The sequence below is a fragment of the Lacticaseibacillus zeae subsp. silagei genome (assembly GCF_030770335.1).
GTDB classification, from domain to species: domain Bacteria; phylum Bacillota; class Bacilli; order Lactobacillales; family Lactobacillaceae; genus Lacticaseibacillus; species Lacticaseibacillus zeae.
This window is the reverse complement of the sequence record NZ_CP132484.1, coordinates 2,508,330-2,527,154: the sequence shown is the minus strand read 5'-3', so window position 1 is coordinate 2,527,154 and position 18,825 is coordinate 2,508,330. Positions and strand designations below refer to the sequence as shown.

Below are 18,825 nucleotides of genomic sequence, written 5' to 3'. Positions count from 1 at the left end.
GGAGGACAAACTTTTTCATGGAGAATCGTCTTGAAGAACGTTATAGCAAAGAAATCGCCCCTGCATTGGTAAGCAAGTTCAACTATAAGAGCACCATGCAGGCACCTAAGATCGAAAAGATCGTGTTGAACATGGGTGTTGGTGATGCAACCCAGAATGCTAAGTTGCTGGATGAAGCTGTTGATGAATTGACACTGATCTCTGGCCAGCATCCGCTGATCACCAAGGCCAAGAAGAGTATCGCGGGCTTCCGTCTGCGTGAAGGCATGCCAATCGGCGCAAAGGTGACCCTGCGTGGCGAACGCATGTATGATTTCTTAGATAAGCTGATCAATGTCTCCCTGCCGCGTGTGCGTGACTTCCATGGTATTTCCCCTAAGTCCTTCGACGGCCGCGGGAACTATACGTTGGGTGTTAAGGAACAACTGATTTTTCCAGAAATCGATTACGATAAGGTTAATCGGGTTCGTGGATTGGATGTTGTTATTGTCACAACGGCAAATACTGATGAAGAAGCACTCGAATTGCTTACGCAAGTCGGGATGCCATTCGCCAAATAAGGGAGGTCCGCTACTTGGCTAAGAAGTCAATGATCGCTAAAAACAATCGGCCTGCAAAATTTGCAGTCCAAGAATATACGCGGTGCCAACGGTGTGCCCGTCCGCATTCCGTATATCGTAAATTCAAACTCTGCCGGATTTGCCTTCGTGAGTTAGCACATGCCGGCCAAATTCCAGGCATGCGCAAAGCTAGCTGGTAATCACTAGACAAAGGAGGTTAAATCAATGGTCTTGACCGATCCAATCGCAGATTACTTGACCCGGATCCGTAACGCTAATATGGTGCGTCACGAGTCCTTGGTCGTACCTGCATCAAAGATGAAGAAAGACATTTCTGAGATTCTTAAACGTGAAGGGTTCATCCGTGACTACGAAGTTATCGATGATGACAAGCAAGGCATGATCCGCATTTTCTTGAAGTATGGTAAGAACAATGAACGGGTTATCTCTGGCTTGAAGCGGATCTCCAAACCGGGTCTGCGCTCATACGTTAAGAGCGATGCTGTTCCTAAGGTTCTGAATGGTTTAGGAATTGCAATTATCTCAACTTCCGAAGGTGTTATCACCGATAAGGAAGCTCGCGCCAAGAACGTCGGCGGCGAAGTACTCGCTTACGTTTGGTAATTCATTACATCAAAAAGGAGGTGCCGATAAGTGAGTCGTATTGGTTATAAAGTCATTAAAGTCCCAGCCGGTGTCACTGTCACCAAAGATGGCGACAACATCACGGTTAAGGGTCCTAAAGGCGAATTGACGCGTCATTTTGTCCCGGAAATCGAAATGCATCAAGAAGGCGACGAAATCAGTTTCACCCGTCCTGATGATTCGTATAAGGCTATCCACGGTACCATGCGTGCCAACTTAAACAATATGGTCGTCGGGGTTACCGAAGGCTACAAGAAAGAAATGAAACTGGTCGGTGTTGGTTATCGTGCCCAAAAGCAAGGCGAAAAGCTTGTTTTGAACGTCGGTTACTCACATCCAGTTGAAATGACCGCACCAAAAGGGATTACTGTTGAAGTTCCAAGCACCACTCAGATCATCATCAGTGGGATCTCAAAACAGGTTGTTGGCCAATTCGCAGCCGTTGTTCGTTCCGTCCGTGCACCTGAACCTTATAAGGGTAAAGGGATTCGTTACGTTGACGAACATGTCCGTCATAAGGAAGGTAAGACTGGTAAGTAGTCGTAACCTTCAACAAATTTAACAAGAGGTGAACATTGTGATTTCAAAGCCAGATAAGAACAAGACTCGGCAACGGCGTCACGCCCGCGTACGAGGCAAGATTTCTGGTACGAGCGAGCGCCCACGCTTGAACGTTTTCCGTTCCAATAAAAACATCTACGCGCAATTAATTGATGACGTAGCGGGTGTGACGCTAGCAAGTGCCTCCACTCTTGATAAGGACATTAAAGATCCTGAAAACAAGACCGACGCTGCTGCACAGGTTGGCGCATTGATTGCCAAGCGCGCTGTTGCGGATGGTCATAAAGTTGTGGTCTTTGACCGTGGTGGTTATCTGTACCATGGTCGCGTTGCTGCGTTAGCTGAAGCAGCACGTGAAAATGGCCTCGAATTCTAGTAAAAAGGAGGATAACCAACACATGGCATCATTTATCGATCCAAACCAATTGGACTTAGAAGACCAGGTCGTTGCCATCAACCGTGTTACAAAGGTTGTTAAAGGTGGTCGGCGCCTGCGTTTTGCTGCAATTGCAATTGTCGGTGACAAGAACGGTCACGTCGGCTTTGCAACCGGTAAAGCCCAAGAAGTACCTGAAGCAATCCGTAAAGCTGTTGACGCAGCCAAGAAGAGCCTCATCGAAGTACCGATCGTGGGAACAACCATTCCTCACGAAGTTATTGGTCACTTCGGCGCTGGTGAAGTGCTGTTGAAGCCTGCTGAAGAAGGTTCCGGGGTTGCTGCTGGTGGCGCTATCCGTTCCGTCATGGAACTTGCCGGCATTGCCGATATCACCAGTAAGTCTCTCGGTCGGAATACGCCAATCAACATGATTCGCGCAACTATGGACGGCCTTTCACAATTGCGGACTCGGGAACAAGTTGCTGAATTGCGCGGCGTTTCTGCGTCATCGCTTGAAGACTAGGAGGTAAACACATGGCTCAATTGAAGATTACTTTGACCCGTAGTGCTGCCCACCGTCTTCCTAAGCAACGTAAGATTGTGAAGGAATTAGGTTTAAACCGGGTAAATAGCTCGGTAATTAAGCCAGACAACGCAGCCACTCGCGGTGCGATTTTCCAAATTTCACACTTGGTTTCTGTTGAAGAAATCAAGGATTAATACATTATTTCGACAAGGAGGTGCCCAAGAGTATGCAATTGCACGAATTAAAGCCGAGCGTCGGCTCCCGTCATGCCCGCAAACGTCTGGGCCGCGGTACTTCTAGCGGTCAAGGTAAAACAGCCGGTAAAGGGACAAAGGGTCAATTGGCACGTCAGGGCGGCAAGACGCGTCTTGGCTTCGAAGGTGGCCAGATGCCATTGTTCCGGCGGATGCCTAAACGCGGTTTCAACAACATTAACCGCAAAGAATACGCAATCGTTAACCTTTCCGATCTTAACCGCTTCGACGATGGTGCCGAAGTAACACCAGCAGCCTTGATCGACGCTGGTATTGTTAAGAACGAAAAGAACGGTGTCAAGTTGCTGGCAGACGGCAAACTTGAGAAAAAATTGACCATTAAGGTTGCAAAAGCTTCAACCGCAGCAAAAGCTGCCGTTGAAGCAGCTGGCGGTTCGATTGAGGTGATCTAATGCTGAGGACCCTAAAAAACGCGCTCAAGGTTAAAGACATCCGTAACAAGATCCTCTTCACTTTAGCGGTTTTATTGGTCTATCGATTAGGTACACTGATCGCGGTGCCGGGCATTAACGCAAAGGCACTGCAGTCAATTGGCTCGACAGGCTTGATCTCACTGCTGGATACCGTCAGTGGTGGCGGACTTGCTCAGTACTCCATCTTTTCGATGGGGGTTTCGCCGTATATTACGGCGCAAATTGTGGTTCAGCTGCTGCAAATGGATATCGTTCCGAAATTTGTTGAGTGGAGCAAGCAAGGGGAAGTCGGTCGGCGTAAGCTGAATCAGGTCACCCGTTATCTAACCATCATTTTTGGGTTCTTTCAGGCAATTGGGATCACGGCCGGCTTTCAAACGTTAAGTTCGATGGGCTTGGTCAAGAATCCATCTGTTAGCACCTACATTACGATCGGTATCATCCTTACCGGCGGCACGATGTTGCTGACCTGGATGGGTGAGCAAATCACCGATAAGGGGCTTGGTAATGGTGTTTCGTTGCTGATCTTCTCAGGGATCGTTGCACGCCTGCCTTCAGGTCTTCAAGAGTTATATCGGGACAATGTTCAGGTGTACTCCGGCGCCGAGATCTGGAAAGGAATTGCGTTCTTGGCCGCCTTGGCAGTGATTGTGATTATCGTGATCACTTTCGTTACTTGGGTACAACAAGCAAACTACAAGATTCCGATTCAGTATACCCGCCGCGTTACCAGTGCAGGTAGCAATAGTTACCTGCCACTTAAGGTGAACGTTGCCGGTGTTATTCCGGTTATTTTTGCGAGTTCTTTCATTGTAACCCCGCAGACAATTTTAATGGCTTTTCAGAAGAATCATGGTAGTGATGGCTGGTATCAGGTCATGACCAACATCTTCAATATGCAAAAGCCTGCCGGAACTGCGATCTATACGATTTTGATTATCCTGTTCACATTCTTCTATGCGTTCGTTCAGGTCAATCCCGAAAAGGTCGCAGAAAACCTAACCAAACAAGGCAGCTACATTCCCGGTGTTTGGCCGGGTAAGGAAACCGAGAATTATATCTCGCGACTGCTTATGCGTTTGTCAACAGTCGGGGCATTATTCCTTGGTTTGGTTGCCTTATTACCGCAACTGGCCGCTAACATTTGGGGTTTGCCACAATCAATTGGACTTGGTGGTACCAGCCTGCTGATTGTTGTCATGACTGCGATTGAATTAGTTCGGCAGTTAGACGGCTTGCTCATGAAACGTGAGTATGTCGGCTTTATCCGTGGTGATTTGGTTAAGGATGATCAGAAGAAGTAAACAAAATCGTACGTTAATCGGTTCGATTTTCGAATCGGCTAACGCGGCAAAAGCAGTGTATGGGCTAGTGCACCTGGCAGTCAAAAGATTCAGACATTTAGTTTGAATCTAAGGCTTTGCTGTTGCGCTGGCGTGTATATTTAGAGGAGGATGCAACGTGAATCTCATTTTAATGGGACTTCCCGGTGCAGGGAAAGGCACGCAGGCAGAACGGATTGAGGATACTTATCCGATTGCACATATTTCTACTGGGGATATGTTTCGAGCTGCAATGGCTGCTGGCACGGCATTGGGTAAAGAAGCAAAGGGGTTTATTGATAAGGGACAGTTGGTACCGGATTCCGTGACCAACGGCATTGTCAAAGAACGTCTTGCTGAATCTGATACCGACGCCGGTTATATGCTTGACGGCTTTCCGCGCACCATTCAACAAGCAGAGGCACTCGAAACGATCACAGCTGATCTTAAGAAGCCGTTAGATGCTGTTATCAACATTGATGTTGCGCCTGCAAAATTGGTTGACCGTTTGTCTGGTCGGTTTATCTGCAAGACATGCGGAGCAACTTATCACAAAATCTACAACCCGCCAAAGGTTGCCGGCACTTGTGATCGTTGCGGCGGTCACGAATTTTTCCAACGTGAAGATGACAAGCCGGCAACGGTTAAGAATCGGCTTAAAGTAAACATCGAGATGAACACGCCGTTATTGGACTTCTATAAGAAGAAGGGCCTGCTGCACACGGTTAATGGCGACCAGGACATCGATAAGGTGTTTGCCGATATCAAAGCGATTTTGGCGACTGTGGCAAAATAAGTGCTTGGACGATTGCACGCCCCTCATGACTGTTTTCAAAGTCGAAGAATTATGGTACAATATCGCGGTATGCGGTGAGTGCCAATCGGCCTCACCCTTTTCGCGCGTTAATAGAACCAATAATTTTTAGGAGGAAACACTTCGTGGCAAAAGACGATGTAATTGAGATCCAAGGCACCGTGACGGATACCTTACCCAACGCGATGTTCAAAGTCAAACTTGAAAACGGTGCGGAAATTCTCGCCCATGTTTCCGGTAAAATTCGTATGTACTACATTCGGATCTTACCAGGGGACAAGGTAACGGTTGAATTGTCACCATACGATTTGACCAAAGGCCGGATCACCTACCGTTTCAAGTAGTTGCCAACTCAAGGAGGCTAAATTCTCATGAAAGTACGTCCATCTGTTAAAAAGATGTGCGAGCACTGCAAAGTGGTCCGTCGTAAGGGTCGGGTCATGATTATCTGCTCTGCAAACCCAAAGCATAAACAGCGTCAGGGATAATACAAACTAAAACAATAGGAGGTGTCATTGTACATGGCTCGTATCGCAGGTGTCGACTTACCACGTGGTAAGCAAATCGTCATTGCCTTAACCTATATTTATGGTGTTGGCAAGACAACCGCTCAAAAGGTTCTCAAGACTGCCGGTGTTCCGGAAGACGTTCGTCAAGATGACCTGACCCCAGAACAAGAAGACAAGATTCGTGCAGCTTTGGATTCATACAAAGTTGAAGGCGATCTCCGTCGTGAAGTGAACTTGAACATCAAACGTTTGATGGAAATCGGTTCATATCGCGGCATCCGTCATCGTCGTGGCTTGCCGGTTCGTGGGCAAAACACCAAAAACAATGCTCGCACCCGCAAAGGGAAGAAAGCAAGCATGGCAGGTAAGAAAAAATAATTAAAGGAGGTCATTGATCGATGGCAGGTAGAAAAACTACGCGGAAGCGCCGTGTCCGCAAGAACGTTGAATCTGGCGTGGCTCATATCCACTCAACCTTCAACAACACCTTAGTAATGATCACGGACCCTCGCGGCAATGCGATCGCTTGGTCCTCTGCTGGTGCACTCGGTTTTAAAGGTAGTCGTAAGTCAACGCCGTTTGCTGCGCAGATGGCAGCTGAAGCGGCTGCGAAGGAATCAATGGAACATGGCATGAAGTCGGTTGAAGTTGCGGTTAAGGGCCCTGGCTCTGGTCGTGAAGCTGCAATCCGTTCGCTTCAGGCAACAGGTCTTGAAGTTACTGCGATCCGTGATGTTACACCGGTTCCGCATAACGGTTCTCGTCCTCCAAAGCGTCGTCGTGTTTAATTGTTACCCTTCGACCGTTATGGCGGTCAGGCAGACAAATCTTCACTTCTCGTTTTGAAAGGGGTACAAACTAGATGATCGAATTCGAAAAGCCGAACATTACCAAAGTTGATGAAAGCACCAACTATGGCAAGTTTGTGGTTGAACCGTTGGAACGCGGCTACGGTACTACGTTAGGTAACTCGTTGCGGCGGATCCTTCTTTCTTCATTACCGGGCGCAGCTGTCAGCAGCATCCAGATTGACGGGGTACTTCATGAGTTCTCGACAATTGATGGTGTGTTGGAAGATGTCACCCAAATCATTTTGAATATCAAAAAATTGGCACTCAAGATGAATACCGATGAAGATAAGAACATCGAAATTGATGTCAACGGTCCGGCTAAGGTAACTGCTGCTGATATCGTCACTGATCCTGATGTTGAGGTCTTAAATCCTGAACAGTATATTTGTACTGTTGCAGACGGCGGGCACTTCCATGTACGTATGACTGTTAAAAAGGGTCGCGGGTATGTGGCAGCTGACCAGAACAAGTCTGATGACATGCCAATCGGTGTTTTGCCGATCGACTCGATTTTCACCCCGATCAGCCGGGTTAACTATCAAGTTGAAAGCACCCGTGTTGGCCGTCGGAATGATTTCGACAAGTTAACGCTGGATGTTTGGACTAATGGCTCAATCTCACCACGTGAAGCCATCAGCTTAGCAGCGAAGATCCTGACCGAACACCTGGATATTTTCGTCAATCTGACGGATGAGGCTAAAAACGCCGAGATTATGGTTGAAAAAGAAGAAACGCACAAGGAAAAGATGCTTGAGATGACTATCGAAGAGCTTGACTTGTCGGTTCGTTCTTACAACTGCTTGAAGCGTGCCGGGATCAACACGGTCCAGGAGTTAACCAACAAAACAGAAGCCGATATGATGAAAGTGCGCAACTTAGGCCGGAAGTCACTTGAAGAAGTTAAAAACAAGTTAGCTGATCTTGGCTTAGGTTTGCGTAAAGAAGACTAAAATTTCGAAAAGGAGGCCAATCCATGAGTTACCGTAAATTAGGGCGGACCAGCTCACAGCGTAAAGCAATGTTGCGTGATCTGACAACTGATCTGCTGATCAATGAACGGATCGTCACAACCGAAGCCCGCGCTAAGGAAGTTCGTTCGACTGCTGAAAAAATGATCACTTTGGGCAAGCGTGGCGATTTACATGCACGCCGCCAAGCAGCAGCTTATGTCCGCAACGAAATTGCAAGTGTCGAGGAACAAGAAGACAGCGTTATTGTGAAGTCCGCTTTGCAAAAACTGTTCAGTGACCTGGCACCAAAATACGCAGATCGCAACGGCGGCTACACCCGCATCTTGAAGACTGCGCCACGTCGCGGTGACGGTGCCCCAATGGTTATCATTGAGCTCGTCTAAACACAGTTAAAAAACCGGCTGGCCCTTGAAGGTCAACCAACTTTGATCATTTGATCGATGGAGCGTTACGATGGTGGCAGGCCCAGTCCTGCTTAGTCTAGCTTGAGAGCACCGGGCAACCGGTGTCTCCATCATTAAATGATTTTTTTGTGTGAGCGCGAACCAACGCGGTTAGAAGCCGGAATGTAAGTGGCCCCAGACCACGAATGGCTGGGCTTTGGCCATTGTTGGTCTGGGGTCCTTACATGTAGGCTTCTGCGCTGGCGAGCGCGTTATAGAAAGCGGAAGCTAATCCCCCACGAACCCTAAATAGCACAAGTGTCAAAGAATAGGTCTTTGGCCATTTAGGCTTGAGGTCCTTACACGCAGATTTCTGCGACTGCGAGCGTGTTATAGAAATCGGAAGTCAAACCCATACTTTGCCTTCGATAGAATAGACTTTCAGCACGGAGGGCGCGGCTATTTGGCCATTGCGACCAAGGTCCTTACATGCAGGCTCCTGCGCCAGTGAACGCGTTATAGAAGAAATCCACACCTGCCTTCAATAGCACCTCCAGTAAGCCAAATAACACAAACACACCCAAGTGGCAGTAAAAAGCAATCGCCCAGACCTGAAGCGATTCCTTTTTACTGCCACTTTTCTTATTGCCTAGTCGCCCTCGACCTTTCCATATTCACGATACTGTTGGCTTCACGATGCTGTCGGCAAAAAAGTCACTACCGATCCAGCACAGCCGTCATTTTTCCTGTATACTGCACAATATCGGAGGTGAATGGCATGCACAATTGGTTGAAACAACGCGCACCATGGCAGATAGGATTATTGGTGGTCGGCTGTTGGCTGGTACTGTCTTTAACCTTTGTCACTTTGCTAATCAGTATGACGCCCACGGGTGGCATTACCGGTGGGCCATTTGTTCCGAGTGTTTACCGCGCTGCCAATGGCGATGTGACCGTGACGTGGTTAGCCGACGTGTGGATTTTTGCGATTGTTTGCGGCTACTTGACTGGCAGACAGTATCGCAAACGCCAACAGTCGCGACGTCTGATTAGAACATTGATGCCACTTCTTTTCATGTGGGTGATTTTGATTGCTTTGACCCAGTGGCACCCGCTGGCAACTCAAACATTTCCAAATTCAACCGCGGGCTTTTTCTTAGTTGTGATGCTGAGCTTTTTATGCATTTTTCCAGCAGGGATCATGTCTGCCTACATAGGACTATTTCGAAAAGGAAGCCGGTGGATTTGGGCGGTATTCTTTATCTTCTTGATGCAAATGCAGCGTCCGTATCTATGGATTGTGAATGGCAAAAGTCACGTCGGCATGACGTTGATGCATGGGGATCCAGTGAAATGGGAAGCTTGGATTTTGACGGTACTTGGATTGATCTTCGTTGCTTTTTTTGCCTTTATGAGTACAGATCCTGAGATAGTTAAGAAGGAATTTTAACCGAATACTTTTTGCTATGTTTTTCATTAAAAAGGGCTATCTGCAAAGGGGTTATTTGCAAGTGCTTATTCCCAACAACTCAGTAAAATATGGTATTATTGTTCGGTATACAAAGCGTAGGAAGAAGGGTCGTCGTGGGCAACGTCATTCGCGTTCAACATTTGAATTACACTTATCCCGAGGCAAAACATCAAGCACTGACAGATGTTTCTTTTGATGTAGCTAAGGGTGAATGGCTCGCCATTATCGGGCATAATGGTAGCGGCAAAAGTACGCTTGCGAAGAATCTGAATGGGTTGTTGGCGCCCGAATCAGGCACGGTCGAAGTCGCCGGAATGACGCTTAGTGAAGAAACTGTCTGGGATATTCGCGCCAAAGTTGGGATTGTTTTCCAAAATCCCGACAATCAGTTTGTTGGCGCAACGGTGGCTGATGATGTCGCGTTTGGTTTGGAAAATCGGGGGGTTCCCCGTGATGAAATGGTTAAACGCGTGGATGAGTCACTGGAACGGGTTGGCATGACAGCGTTTGCCGATCGGGAACCGGCGCGATTGTCAGGTGGTCAAAAACAGCGGGTCGCAATCGCCGGGATTATTGCCCAGCGGCCGGAGATTATTATTTTGGATGAATCGACATCCATGCTGGATCCGGCTGGTCGCCAGGAGGTATTAGGGGTCATTCGTGAGTTAAAAGACGAACTTAACCTGACTGTCTTGTCGATCACGCACGATATTGACGAAGCCGCGGTTGCTCACCGGATTATTTTGCTTAACGATGGTAAAATCAACGAAATTGGGACGCCAAGCGAGATTTTTGCCCATGGGACAGATTTGTTGCGCCTGGGATTGGACGTTCCGTATTCGGAGAAGCTGAAAGATGCCTTGATTCAGCGCGGGGTGACAATGCCGAAAGCATATTTGGACAATGAAAGGTTGGTAGACTACCTGTGGACATTACATTCGACCATGTGAGCTTCACCTATCAGGCAGGTACACCTTTCGCCGGTGACGGCATTAAAGATGTTTCTGGCACGATTCATGATGGCAGTTATACCGCGATCATTGGCCATACAGGTTCTGGCAAATCAACGATTCTCCAGCATTTGAATGCGTTGCTAAAACCGACATCCGGCACGGTGACGATTGGTGACAAGGTGATCACCAATGAAACGAATAATAAAAACCTGAAACCATTACGGCAAAAAGTCGGCATGGTGTTTCAGTTTGCCGAAAACCAGCTGTTTGAACAAACCGTTGCCAAAGACATTGCGTTTGGTCCGCAGAATTTCGGTGTGAGTGAACAGGACGCTTTGGCATTGGCTGACAAAATGGTCGCCATGGTTGGCTTGCCGCATGATGTGCTGGAAAAGTCGCCTTTTGACTTATCTGGTGGGCAAATGCGGCGGGTTGCCATTGCCGGGGTATTGGCCATGCAGCCTGAAGTCTTGGTTCTGGATGAACCAACGGCTGGATTGGATCCAGCCGGTCGCCACGAGATGATGACGATGTTTGAACGACTGCATCGGGAACAAGGCCAAACCATCGTCCTTGTGACCCATCAAATGGATGACGTGGCTGATTATGCCGACACCGTCTGGGTGATGGCTAAGGGACGTCTGATTAAAACGGGCACGCCGCGGGAAATCTTCAGTGATCCAGAATGGTTGAAAGCCAACCAGCTGGGACTGCCTAAAACCGCCCAGATGGCGCAACAGCTGACAGCAAAAGGATTCCATTTTGATCCGCAGCCGTTAACCGAGACTGAGCTGGCTGATCAGTTGTTGCCGCAGATTGGGGGTGGCCAGCGTGGATAAGCTTTTACTTGGCCGGTATATTCCGGGCCATTCATGGATTCATGAGTTGGATCCGCGGACTAAATTGATGGCGAGTTTCTATTATATTGGCATTGTTTTCCTCGCCAACAACTGGCAGACATATTTAATAATGTTTGTTGCGACCTTATTCATGATCTGGCTATCCGGTATTCGGATTGGTTTTTTCCTGCGTGGGGTACGCCCGTTAATTTGGCTGATTCTGTTTACCGTTGCTCTCCAGGTTTTATTTGTTCGTGGCGGAACGGTTTACTGGCATTGGGGCTGGCTATGGATTACGAAGCTTGGGCTGATCAACGGTGCTTTTATTTTCGTTCGGTTTGTGTTGATCATTTTCATGTCGACCTTATTAACCTTGACGACGCAACCTTTGTCGTTAGCGGATGCGGTTGAAAGTCTGCTCAAACCATTACGCGTGATTCGGGTACCCGTCACCGAATTGGCACTGGTTTTGCAGATTGCCTTGCGTTTCGTACCGACTTTAATGGATCAGACAACTAAAATTATGAATGCGCAGCGTGCACGCGGTGTTGATTTCGGTGAAGGTAACATTTTCCAGCAGATGAAGGCTGTCGTACCATTGCTGATTCCACTGTTTGTTTCCAGTTTTACCACGGCAGATGAACTGGCCACGGCGATGGAGGCACGTGGCTATCAAGGTGGCGATGATCGCACGAAGTATCGGATTTTACGTTACCATCAGCGCGATTGGATTGCTGCTGGCGGGATGGCTGTTTTGACTGGGCTGTTGCTTTTGCTGCGGGCGTATTAGAAAGGAAACATGGTTTTTGACGCATTATAAAGTGACATTGGCTTATGATGGCACCAATTTTGCCGGCTATCAGGTTCAGCCAAAACAACGAACGGTTCAAGGCGTGTTGCAAAAAGCCTTGACCAAAATGACGAAGGGCCAACCGGTGCATGTGGATGGTTCTGGGCGGACCGACTCAGGCGTCCATGCTTTAGGTCAGGTGATTAGCTTTGATTACCCGGGAAATATTCCTGCAGAGTCAATGCTGCGGGCGATGAATTCGTTGATGCCACTGGATATCGAGATTTTGAAGGCAGAAATTGTCGCCGCTGATTTTCATGCGCGTTACTCGGCTAAAGGTAAGCGTTATATGTATCGGGTTGCACGCGGTTATTATACGAATCCGTTTAATCGGCTGTACACCGGCCACTATCCCTATAAGCTGGATGTTGCCCGAATTGAGATTGCCTTAAAGGATCTCGTCGGCACCCACGATTTTACGAGTTTTGCAGCCAGTGGCGGTGTGATTAAGGACAAGGTTCGGACGATTTACGAGGCAACGGTTCGCGAAGATACGACGACAAATGAATTGATTTTTGAGTTTTATGGCAATGGCTTCTTGTACAATATGGTACGGATACTGGTTGCCACGGCGCTTGAGATCGGCAACGGCCGACGTGAAGTTCATGACTTTCAACGGTTGTTTGAAGTTAAGGACCGGCAACAGGCGAGAGGAACAGCGCCGGCTTCAGGATTGTATTTGAAGGAAGTTTACTATTAAGCTTAACAAAAAGGGCGGTGACACTGTGTCACCGCCCTTTTTGTTAAGCTTGATTTCATACTTGCGTTTGATGATTGTCTTCAAATGCAGAAAACATGATTGTCAAACTTTTCCAAACTACCGCGTATAGTGGCGAATAATGGCATTGAGCGTTTCGGCGGCACCTTTTTTGCCGGTGCCATCTTCATAATACTTACTGAAGCGGGGATCCGAGACATACATGGCAGCGAGACCGCGATGGGCTTTTGGTGAGTATTGTTCGGATGGCCAGGTGAGCTGCAAAAATTGTTTATGCAGCTTAAAGAGATGCTTGGCTTCTGGCGTGTTGAAGTCGGTCGTGCCGACAAGCGGTTTTAGTTCGTCGAGGATCTTTTGCTGCAATGCAGTGAGCTGTGCCACCTGTGCTTGCGACATTTTGCGGAATTTCTCGTTACTGGCGTTCACAATGTCCTCACCGTATTGTTCGCGGACTTCTTTGCCGTACGCCTGTTCATTTTTGTTAATGGCTTGATCTTTGAACGCTGCAAATTTTTCATCGTCAGTCATAGTGTCGACTCCTTTTTCTAAAGTTTGATCCAAGGTTTGCAGCAATAAGCTCAGTTGGTCGCGTTTTGCCATGATCAGTTCGCGCTTACACCAAAAGAACCGCGGCCCGGGGCTGCGGTTCGCGGTTCATGATGTTCAGTTTTTGATTACTTCTTGAGAACCTTTTCTGCCAATGCCTTGACTTCATCGTCGGACATGTCGAGGACTGGTTTCATTTCTTCCTCGGTCTTGATGGTGTCGCGGCTGTTCTTTTCCATGTAATAATCCCACAGCGCGTCACGAACAGGTGCTTCGCTGTCGCTCCAGTCAAATACCTTGTTCATTGGTTCATCGAGAAACAATGTCTTTTCAGGATCTACTGATGCCATAATGAATTACCTCCATGATTTAGACTCAATTTTGATACAGGTTCATTATAAGCCTTTTACCGGTTAATGATGCAAATTTTTAGCACTGTTTTTAATTGAGTGCTAAAAATTAAATAATTTTGACTAAATCGCAGTTTCCTGAATTTTTTCCAAGCTGGACTTGGGAAGGGCTTTAAGGTGGCCGTCGCGCATTTCATAAACGGTGTCGACAGGATCAAGCAGGCGGGTATCGTGGGTGATCATGATGACGCCGCGGTCGGTGTTGTGCGCAATGTCGGCGAGTTGTTGCACGACTTGCAGTGCGCGCTTGGTGTCTAGGCTCGCGGTCGGCTCATCGGCCAAGACGATAGGCGGGTCATTGTACAACGCCCGAGCGATGGCCACTCGCTGCCGCTCACCGCCGGAAAGTGCAGCCGGGTAGTTGTCGGCAAGGTCGGTGATGCCCAGCATGTCGAACAACTCGCTTTTCGACATTTTGTGCGGTTTATGGTGATTGAACCGATCGACTAAGGCCAGCTGATCTTTGACAGTTAAAAAGGGAATCAGATTGCTGGCTTGCAAGATGAAGCCGAATGTGTTGAAGCGCAGTTCAGTTCGTTGACGCTCTGTAAAATGTGTGGTGTCTTGATGATTGATGATGACCTTGCCGCCACTAGGACGCTGTAAATTACCGATAATTGTGAGCAGCGTGGTTTTTCCCGAGCCTGAAGGACCGATAATCGCGGCAAATTCACCGGCTTTCAAAACAAAATCGGTTGGTTGCAAGGCTGTGACCGCAGTGCGGCCGCTGCCGTATATTTTCGTTACTTGGGTTAATTCAACGAGATTGGTCATGCTATTCGCCTCCTCCGATGGCAGCTAATGGGTCAACTTTAATAATGCGGCGTAGTGAGAACAGGCCACCGACTAATGACATGACAATTAGGGCAGCGGCAATACTTGAAAAGAGTGCGGGGTTAGCATAGAACGGCATCGTTTTTGGCAGAATAAACTGCGTGAGTCCAAGCAATCCGGCGCCAATGCCAACTCCGACAACGGCAAGGATCAGAATCTGCCAGAACAATGCAGCAATAATAGATCGGGTACGAATACCTTGTGCCCGCATGACACCGTACATCGAGATTTTTTGAATCGTCAAAATATACATAAAAATGCCGATAATCAATAACATAATCCCGATCATGGCGCCAATCATCAGCGCAAAGGTAGACGTTTCGGCGGTATAGCCAGGGATGTTGTTAATCAAGGTCGCCCGATCAATTTGTTGGGTTTTGGCGGGAATCGTCTTAAACGGGCGACTACTGATGACGATTGAAACATTGGCCGCGTTGGCTTGGCCATACTTTAATTGGCGAAAAGTCGTCAAAGTTGTATAAAATACAGGTACAGTGTAGAAGCGGCGATCATGGGTGAAGCCGACAATTCGGTACTTTTGGTCACTACCATTGAGCGTAATGCGGTCACCTTTGTGCAGGCCTTCATTGGTCACACTATCGTCGGCCAGAACCTCATGATTGTTTCTTGGCATGCGGCCACTGGTGACATTCGGCTTCAACTTGCCGGCGAGGTTAATCCCAAAAACGTTGCTATTGACTTTCTTATCCGTGCTAGTATTCTCGGCGACCACTGAAACCTGGCCGAGCACGGCGGTGTGCTTGTTAGCAACTTTATCGACCTGCTGTTTGGTCAGGCTGGAGCTCAGCAGGTTTTTGTTAGCGTATTTGGACATTAACACATAATCACCGGGCAAGGCGTCAATTGCAGTGCGGTTGTTGCGCGCCAGTCCGGTTGCCAGACCCGTCAAGAAGAAGACCAAATAGGCAATGAGGACAAACGTGACGACAACTAAAAGATAGCGCGCTTTGTTGTGCAGAATTTCTTTAATGGCAAGAAACATTTCGATCACCTCCACTTGAATTTTGTAAAATCATTATAGCACTCGTTTATCAATTGATAAATAAAAAGGGCTTGGTAAAAATGAATCAACGAGAACAGCGAAAAAAGGCGACCATTGCACGCATTTTGGCCGCAGCACAGACTTTATTTATGACCAACGGCTATGCCAGCGTTACCACGCGGATGATTGCTGAAGCCAGCAATGTGCAGCAACCGTTGCTGTATCACTACTTTGGCACCAAAGAAAAACTGTACTTGGCAGTGGTGATGCAGGTGAGTGACACCATGGCGGCCAAAATTGCATCGACGCAAACCGGCAGTGGTAGCCTAGCCGCTAAGGTGAACCATTTAGGGCATGTTTTAACCGATGACAATGATATGAACTTGCAGATGGTGATCCACGATATTGCTAACTTGAAGGCTAGTGCGCGGGGACGGGTTTTCAAAGCTTGGCAGGACAGTTTGCTCGCACCATTAGACCGCTTTTTTGCCGGTTTTCAATCTGAATTACTGGAGGTGTATCAGCCTCGGGAAGTCACGTTATACTTTTTAAACGTCTTGGCCGTTTATTTGCGACCGGCTAATACCGCAGAAAACGGCGGCTTCCAGCAACAACTGCCACTTGATCGGGCATTGCAGATGTTTTGCACTGGCGTTAGCCGAACGGAAGAAGAAAAGTGATGTGGGTACATCTTTTGTTTATGAGATTAATGACCTTATCCGTCTTTTAAATAACGAATATTTTAATTTTTGTGATAAGCTTAGTATTAATTAAAGGTTGATCAAGCATAGCAACAAGGGGAGTACACGCATGAGGGTTACCGGGAATTTTTGGGTGAGACACTTCAATCGGTGTGACTATGTGCCACAAGCTGATCCGCGGGAAAGCGGGGTTGCAGCTTTGAACATGGTTTTGAAATTTTATGAGGCAGAGATATCACCGACGCGTTTGCGGGCACTGGCTGAAGTGGACCAGACCGGGACGACATTAGATGACCTGATGCATGCTGCCGAAGCACTTCATTTCACAACGAAAAGTGTTATCAGCATCACCCCGAAGCGTTTAAACGAAACGCCGCTTATTGTGGCAAGCCGAGGGGGACAGGCTGGCCAGCAGCGCTTTGCCGTTGTCTTCAAAATCACCAAACGGCATTTGTTGGTAGCGTATCCTGATGTGACGGTTGGTGTTAAGTGGTTATCGTATCAACAATTCAGCCAAACGTGGGCTGCGGCTGGGGTCAGTGTTAAGCCCAGATTGGATCATGCAGCCGGTAAAATACCTTCATCACATTTACAGACGATTAAAGCGTTGATTTTGCAGCAAAAAGCGGCTTTGGTGCATGTAATACTTGCGATGCTAGCGACAACAGGTATCAGTGTCGCGGGAGCCTTTTTTCTCCAGATCATTGTGGATACTTATCTGCCGAATAGATTAATGACGCCGTTAGCCATCATGGCGCTTGCACTAATGGGGGCAGGTCTTTTTGCAGCGGCGTTGACATGGGGCTGTGAACTTTTGTTAGGCATGTTGGATCAGCGGCTGATGATTGATGTGGCGTTGGCTTATGTCCGCCGGTTATACGCAATGCCCTTGCCTTTCTTGAACCATCAGCGGCAAACGCTCACTGCCCAAGTGGTTGAAATGAATCGGCTCATGGGGGTTGCTGCCAAAACGCTTGTGACTCAGTGGCTTGAAACGTTTGCTGCGACAATATTACTTGTTTTACTGGTCGTTATAAACTGGAAGTTGGCGCTATTAGCCGTTTTGGCTGTATTTGGGGATGCTTTACTGATGTGGCTTTTCCGTGATCGCTTGCAGGCAGCCGGCTACGCTACGAGTCAGTCCAGCGTGGCAGTTAACAGCGAAATTGCTGAAGGTCTTCTGGACGTTGAAGCAATGAAAACATTACGTGCCGAATCGGATCTGTTTCGGCGGGTTGATCAGGCGTTTGCCGATGATTTACATAAAAAGTTTGCCCAGCTGCAGTTTGTGCAACTTCAACGAGCGGTGCAGCACGCGTTTCATTTCATCTTAATAGTCGGTCTTTTATGGTTAGGTGCCAGCATGGTCTTAACGCAACAACTTAGCCTCGGCCAATTGGTAGCATTTGCTGCGTTGTTTGTTTACTTTGTCGGACACTTGACACAAGTAGTGCGATTGCAGCCGCAACGGCAATTGATCGCTGTTGCCGACAGCCGATTGAGCGATCTTCCGTCAAGCAGTGCGGCTGATCAACAACGGCGCGTCAATGAACCGGCACAAATTGCCGGGGAGATTAAATTAAATCAAGTTACATTTGGGTATCAGGTAAAGCTCCCTGTTTTACAAAAGATTGATTTAACGATTCTGCCAAATCATAACATGGCAGTCGTTGGCGCAAGTGGCGCTGGTAAAACGACTTTGGCACGTTTGATTGATGGCTTATGGCCACTCGACAACAGAAGTGGAACGATCACTTTTAACCAAACGAATATTAATGACATTCGCTTGTCGCTACTACGCCAATATGTTGCCTATGTTCCAGAACGGCCGGTGATTTTCTCCGGCTCCATCCTTGACAACCTGCGTCTTGGCAATCGCTCAGACGTGTCCGATGATGATATGGATGCTGCTTGTGAAACGGCCGAAATTGCCGATGACATTACAAACCTGCCAAATCTAGTCTACACACTGGTTGATGCCAATACCGAAACGCTGACAGCAAGTCAAAAGCAGCGGCTGGCAATCGCCCGGGCGTTACTATCGCCAGCAAAAGTGCTTATTTTTGACGGGACTTTTAGCCAGATCGAAAGTGCCATGGCTGAGCGAATTCTTAATCGCCTGTTTGCGATCAAGGACCGAACGATTATTTTAATGACGCAACAACCACAGCTAGCGCGTCATGCCGATAAGATTGTTGTGTTGGTTAATGGTCGCATCGTTGAGCAGGGAAGCTATCCGATTTTGTTTGCCAAGCACGGGTATTATGCCCAAATGCTGAGGAGGTAGTCGC

At 47.9% G+C, this 18,825-nt stretch carries 26 protein-coding genes and 1 pseudogene; 23 read left to right on the top strand and 4 right to left on the bottom strand.

Going from position 1 to position 18,825, the window contains the following annotated elements:
* Positions 1-17 precede the first annotated feature (17 nt).
* The 21 genes from rplE (at position 18) to truA (ending at position 13,022) form a co-directional block, all read left to right on the top strand.
* A complete protein-coding gene (gene rplE, locus LACZS1_RS11745) occupies positions 18-560 on the top strand; it encodes a 50S ribosomal protein L5 (RefSeq protein WP_003567542.1) in 543 nt (180 codons plus the stop codon).
* Between the two features lie 14 nt (positions 561-574).
* A complete protein-coding gene (locus tag LACZS1_RS11740; RefSeq protein ID WP_306402864.1) occupies positions 575-760 on the top strand; it encodes a type Z 30S ribosomal protein S14 in 186 nt (61 codons plus the stop codon).
* Between the two features lie 25 nt (positions 761-785).
* Positions 786-1,184 (top strand): 30S ribosomal protein S8, encoded by a 399-nt coding sequence (gene rpsH, locus LACZS1_RS11735; RefSeq protein ID WP_010492608.1) that lies wholly within the window; start codon positions 786-788, stop codon positions 1,182-1,184.
* Positions 1,185-1,214: 30 nt separating this feature from the next.
* Entirely contained in the window at positions 1,215-1,745 is a 531-nt protein-coding gene (gene rplF / locus LACZS1_RS11730; protein WP_010492606.1) for a 50S ribosomal protein L6, read from the top strand.
* A 37-nt stretch (positions 1,746-1,782) separates the two neighbouring features.
* Positions 1,783-2,142, top strand: coding sequence for a 50S ribosomal protein L18 (rplR, locus tag LACZS1_RS11725; RefSeq protein WP_005686733.1), 360 nt, complete (start codon positions 1,783-1,785; stop codon positions 2,140-2,142).
* A gap of 22 nt (positions 2,143-2,164) precedes the next feature.
* A complete protein-coding gene (gene rpsE, locus LACZS1_RS11720) occupies positions 2,165-2,668 on the top strand; it encodes a 30S ribosomal protein S5 (protein ID WP_010492603.1) in 504 nt (167 codons plus the stop codon).
* 11 nt (positions 2,669-2,679) lie between these two features.
* Entirely contained in the window at positions 2,680-2,865 is a 186-nt protein-coding gene (gene rpmD, locus LACZS1_RS11715) for a 50S ribosomal protein L30 (protein WP_005686735.1), read from the top strand.
* Between the two features lie 32 nt (positions 2,866-2,897).
* Complete coding sequence (rplO, locus tag LACZS1_RS11710; protein WP_005692118.1) at positions 2,898-3,338, top strand: 50S ribosomal protein L15; 441 nt, start codon at positions 2,898-2,900, stop codon at positions 3,336-3,338.
* Positions 3,338-4,663 (top strand): preprotein translocase subunit SecY, encoded by a 1,326-nt coding sequence (secY, locus tag LACZS1_RS11705; RefSeq protein WP_047105401.1) that lies wholly within the window; start codon positions 3,338-3,340, stop codon positions 4,661-4,663. The genes rplO and secY overlap by 1 nt, the downstream gene beginning before the upstream one ends.
* A 157-nt stretch (positions 4,664-4,820) precedes the next feature.
* The gene (locus tag LACZS1_RS11700; RefSeq protein WP_010492594.1) at positions 4,821-5,477 is read left to right on the top strand and encodes an adenylate kinase; all 657 of its coding nucleotides are present in this window, start codon (positions 4,821-4,823) and stop codon (positions 5,475-5,477) included.
* Positions 5,478-5,620: 143 nt separating this feature from the next.
* Complete coding sequence (gene infA / locus LACZS1_RS11695) at positions 5,621-5,839, top strand: translation initiation factor IF-1 (RefSeq protein ID WP_070652020.1); 219 nt, start codon at positions 5,621-5,623, stop codon at positions 5,837-5,839.
* 27 nt (positions 5,840-5,866) lie between these two features.
* The gene (gene rpmJ / locus LACZS1_RS11690) at positions 5,867-5,983 is read left to right on the top strand and encodes a 50S ribosomal protein L36 (protein WP_003567518.1); all 117 of its coding nucleotides are present in this window, start codon (positions 5,867-5,869) and stop codon (positions 5,981-5,983) included.
* A 33-nt stretch (positions 5,984-6,016) separates the two neighbouring features.
* Positions 6,017-6,382, top strand: coding sequence for a 30S ribosomal protein S13 (gene rpsM / locus LACZS1_RS11685; RefSeq protein WP_010492591.1), 366 nt, complete (start codon positions 6,017-6,019; stop codon positions 6,380-6,382).
* Between the two features lie 20 nt (positions 6,383-6,402).
* Positions 6,403-6,792 carry a 30S ribosomal protein S11 gene (gene rpsK, locus LACZS1_RS11680; RefSeq protein WP_003567514.1) on the top strand — a complete coding sequence of 130 codons (390 nt, stop codon included), beginning with the start codon at positions 6,403-6,405 and terminating at the stop codon, positions 6,790-6,792.
* A gap of 74 nt (positions 6,793-6,866) precedes the next feature.
* A complete protein-coding gene (locus tag LACZS1_RS11675; protein ID WP_047105402.1) occupies positions 6,867-7,805 on the top strand; it encodes a DNA-directed RNA polymerase subunit alpha in 939 nt (312 codons plus the stop codon).
* Between the two features lie 23 nt (positions 7,806-7,828).
* On the top strand, positions 7,829-8,209 hold the full coding sequence (gene rplQ / locus LACZS1_RS11670; RefSeq protein WP_010492577.1) for a 50S ribosomal protein L17: 381 nt from the start codon (positions 7,829-7,831) through the stop codon (positions 8,207-8,209).
* A 778-nt stretch (positions 8,210-8,987) separates the two neighbouring features.
* The gene (locus LACZS1_RS11665) at positions 8,988-9,659 is read left to right on the top strand and encodes a hypothetical protein (protein WP_274804381.1); all 672 of its coding nucleotides are present in this window, start codon (positions 8,988-8,990) and stop codon (positions 9,657-9,659) included.
* Between the two features lie 134 nt (positions 9,660-9,793).
* Complete coding sequence (locus tag LACZS1_RS11660; protein WP_083311632.1) at positions 9,794-10,630, top strand: energy-coupling factor ABC transporter ATP-binding protein; 837 nt, start codon at positions 9,794-9,796, stop codon at positions 10,628-10,630.
* Positions 10,606-11,472, top strand: a complete 867-nt coding sequence (locus LACZS1_RS11655) for an energy-coupling factor ABC transporter ATP-binding protein (RefSeq protein ID WP_010492570.1) — start codon at positions 10,606-10,608, stop codon at positions 11,470-11,472. The genes LACZS1_RS11660 and LACZS1_RS11655 overlap by 25 nt, the downstream gene beginning before the upstream one ends.
* Complete coding sequence (locus LACZS1_RS11650; protein ID WP_070652023.1) at positions 11,465-12,262, top strand: energy-coupling factor transporter transmembrane component T family protein; 798 nt, start codon at positions 11,465-11,467, stop codon at positions 12,260-12,262. Before LACZS1_RS11655 ends, LACZS1_RS11650 begins: the two co-directional genes overlap by 8 nt.
* A 16-nt stretch (positions 12,263-12,278) precedes the next feature.
* On the top strand, positions 12,279-13,022 hold the full coding sequence (gene truA / locus LACZS1_RS11645; protein WP_010492567.1) for a tRNA pseudouridine(38-40) synthase TruA: 744 nt from the start codon (positions 12,279-12,281) through the stop codon (positions 13,020-13,022).
* A gap of 117 nt (positions 13,023-13,139) precedes the next feature.
* Here truA and LACZS1_RS11640 read toward each other — a convergent pair.
* The 4 genes and pseudogenes from LACZS1_RS11640 to LACZS1_RS11625 all read right to left on the bottom strand — a co-directional run.
* Positions 13,140-13,655: pseudogene (locus LACZS1_RS11640) on the bottom strand (TipAS antibiotic-recognition domain-containing protein); the annotation flags it as partial.
* Between the two features lie 59 nt (positions 13,656-13,714).
* A complete protein-coding gene (locus tag LACZS1_RS11635; RefSeq protein ID WP_003567496.1) occupies positions 13,715-13,936 on the bottom strand; it encodes a P8 family protein in 222 nt (73 codons plus the stop codon).
* 123 nt (positions 13,937-14,059) lie between these two features.
* A complete protein-coding gene (locus LACZS1_RS11630) occupies positions 14,060-14,770 on the bottom strand; it encodes an ABC transporter ATP-binding protein (protein ID WP_306402863.1) in 711 nt (236 codons plus the stop codon).
* 1 nt (position 14,771) lies between these two features.
* The gene (locus LACZS1_RS11625; RefSeq protein WP_070652025.1) at positions 14,772-15,833 is read right to left on the bottom strand and encodes an ABC transporter permease; all 1,062 of its coding nucleotides are present in this window, start codon (positions 15,831-15,833) and stop codon (positions 14,772-14,774) included.
* A gap of 80 nt (positions 15,834-15,913) precedes the next feature.
* Between LACZS1_RS11625 and LACZS1_RS11620 the strand changes: the two genes are divergently transcribed.
* Together LACZS1_RS11620 and LACZS1_RS11615 are read left to right on the top strand one after the other, a co-directional pair.
* Positions 15,914-16,513 carry a TetR/AcrR family transcriptional regulator gene (locus LACZS1_RS11620; RefSeq protein WP_070652026.1) on the top strand — a complete coding sequence of 200 codons (600 nt, stop codon included), beginning with the start codon at positions 15,914-15,916 and terminating at the stop codon, positions 16,511-16,513.
* Between the two features lie 130 nt (positions 16,514-16,643).
* Complete coding sequence (locus tag LACZS1_RS11615) at positions 16,644-18,821, top strand: peptide cleavage/export ABC transporter (protein ID WP_306402862.1); 2,178 nt, start codon at positions 16,644-16,646, stop codon at positions 18,819-18,821.
* The last annotated feature ends 4 nt before the right edge of the window (positions 18,822-18,825 follow it).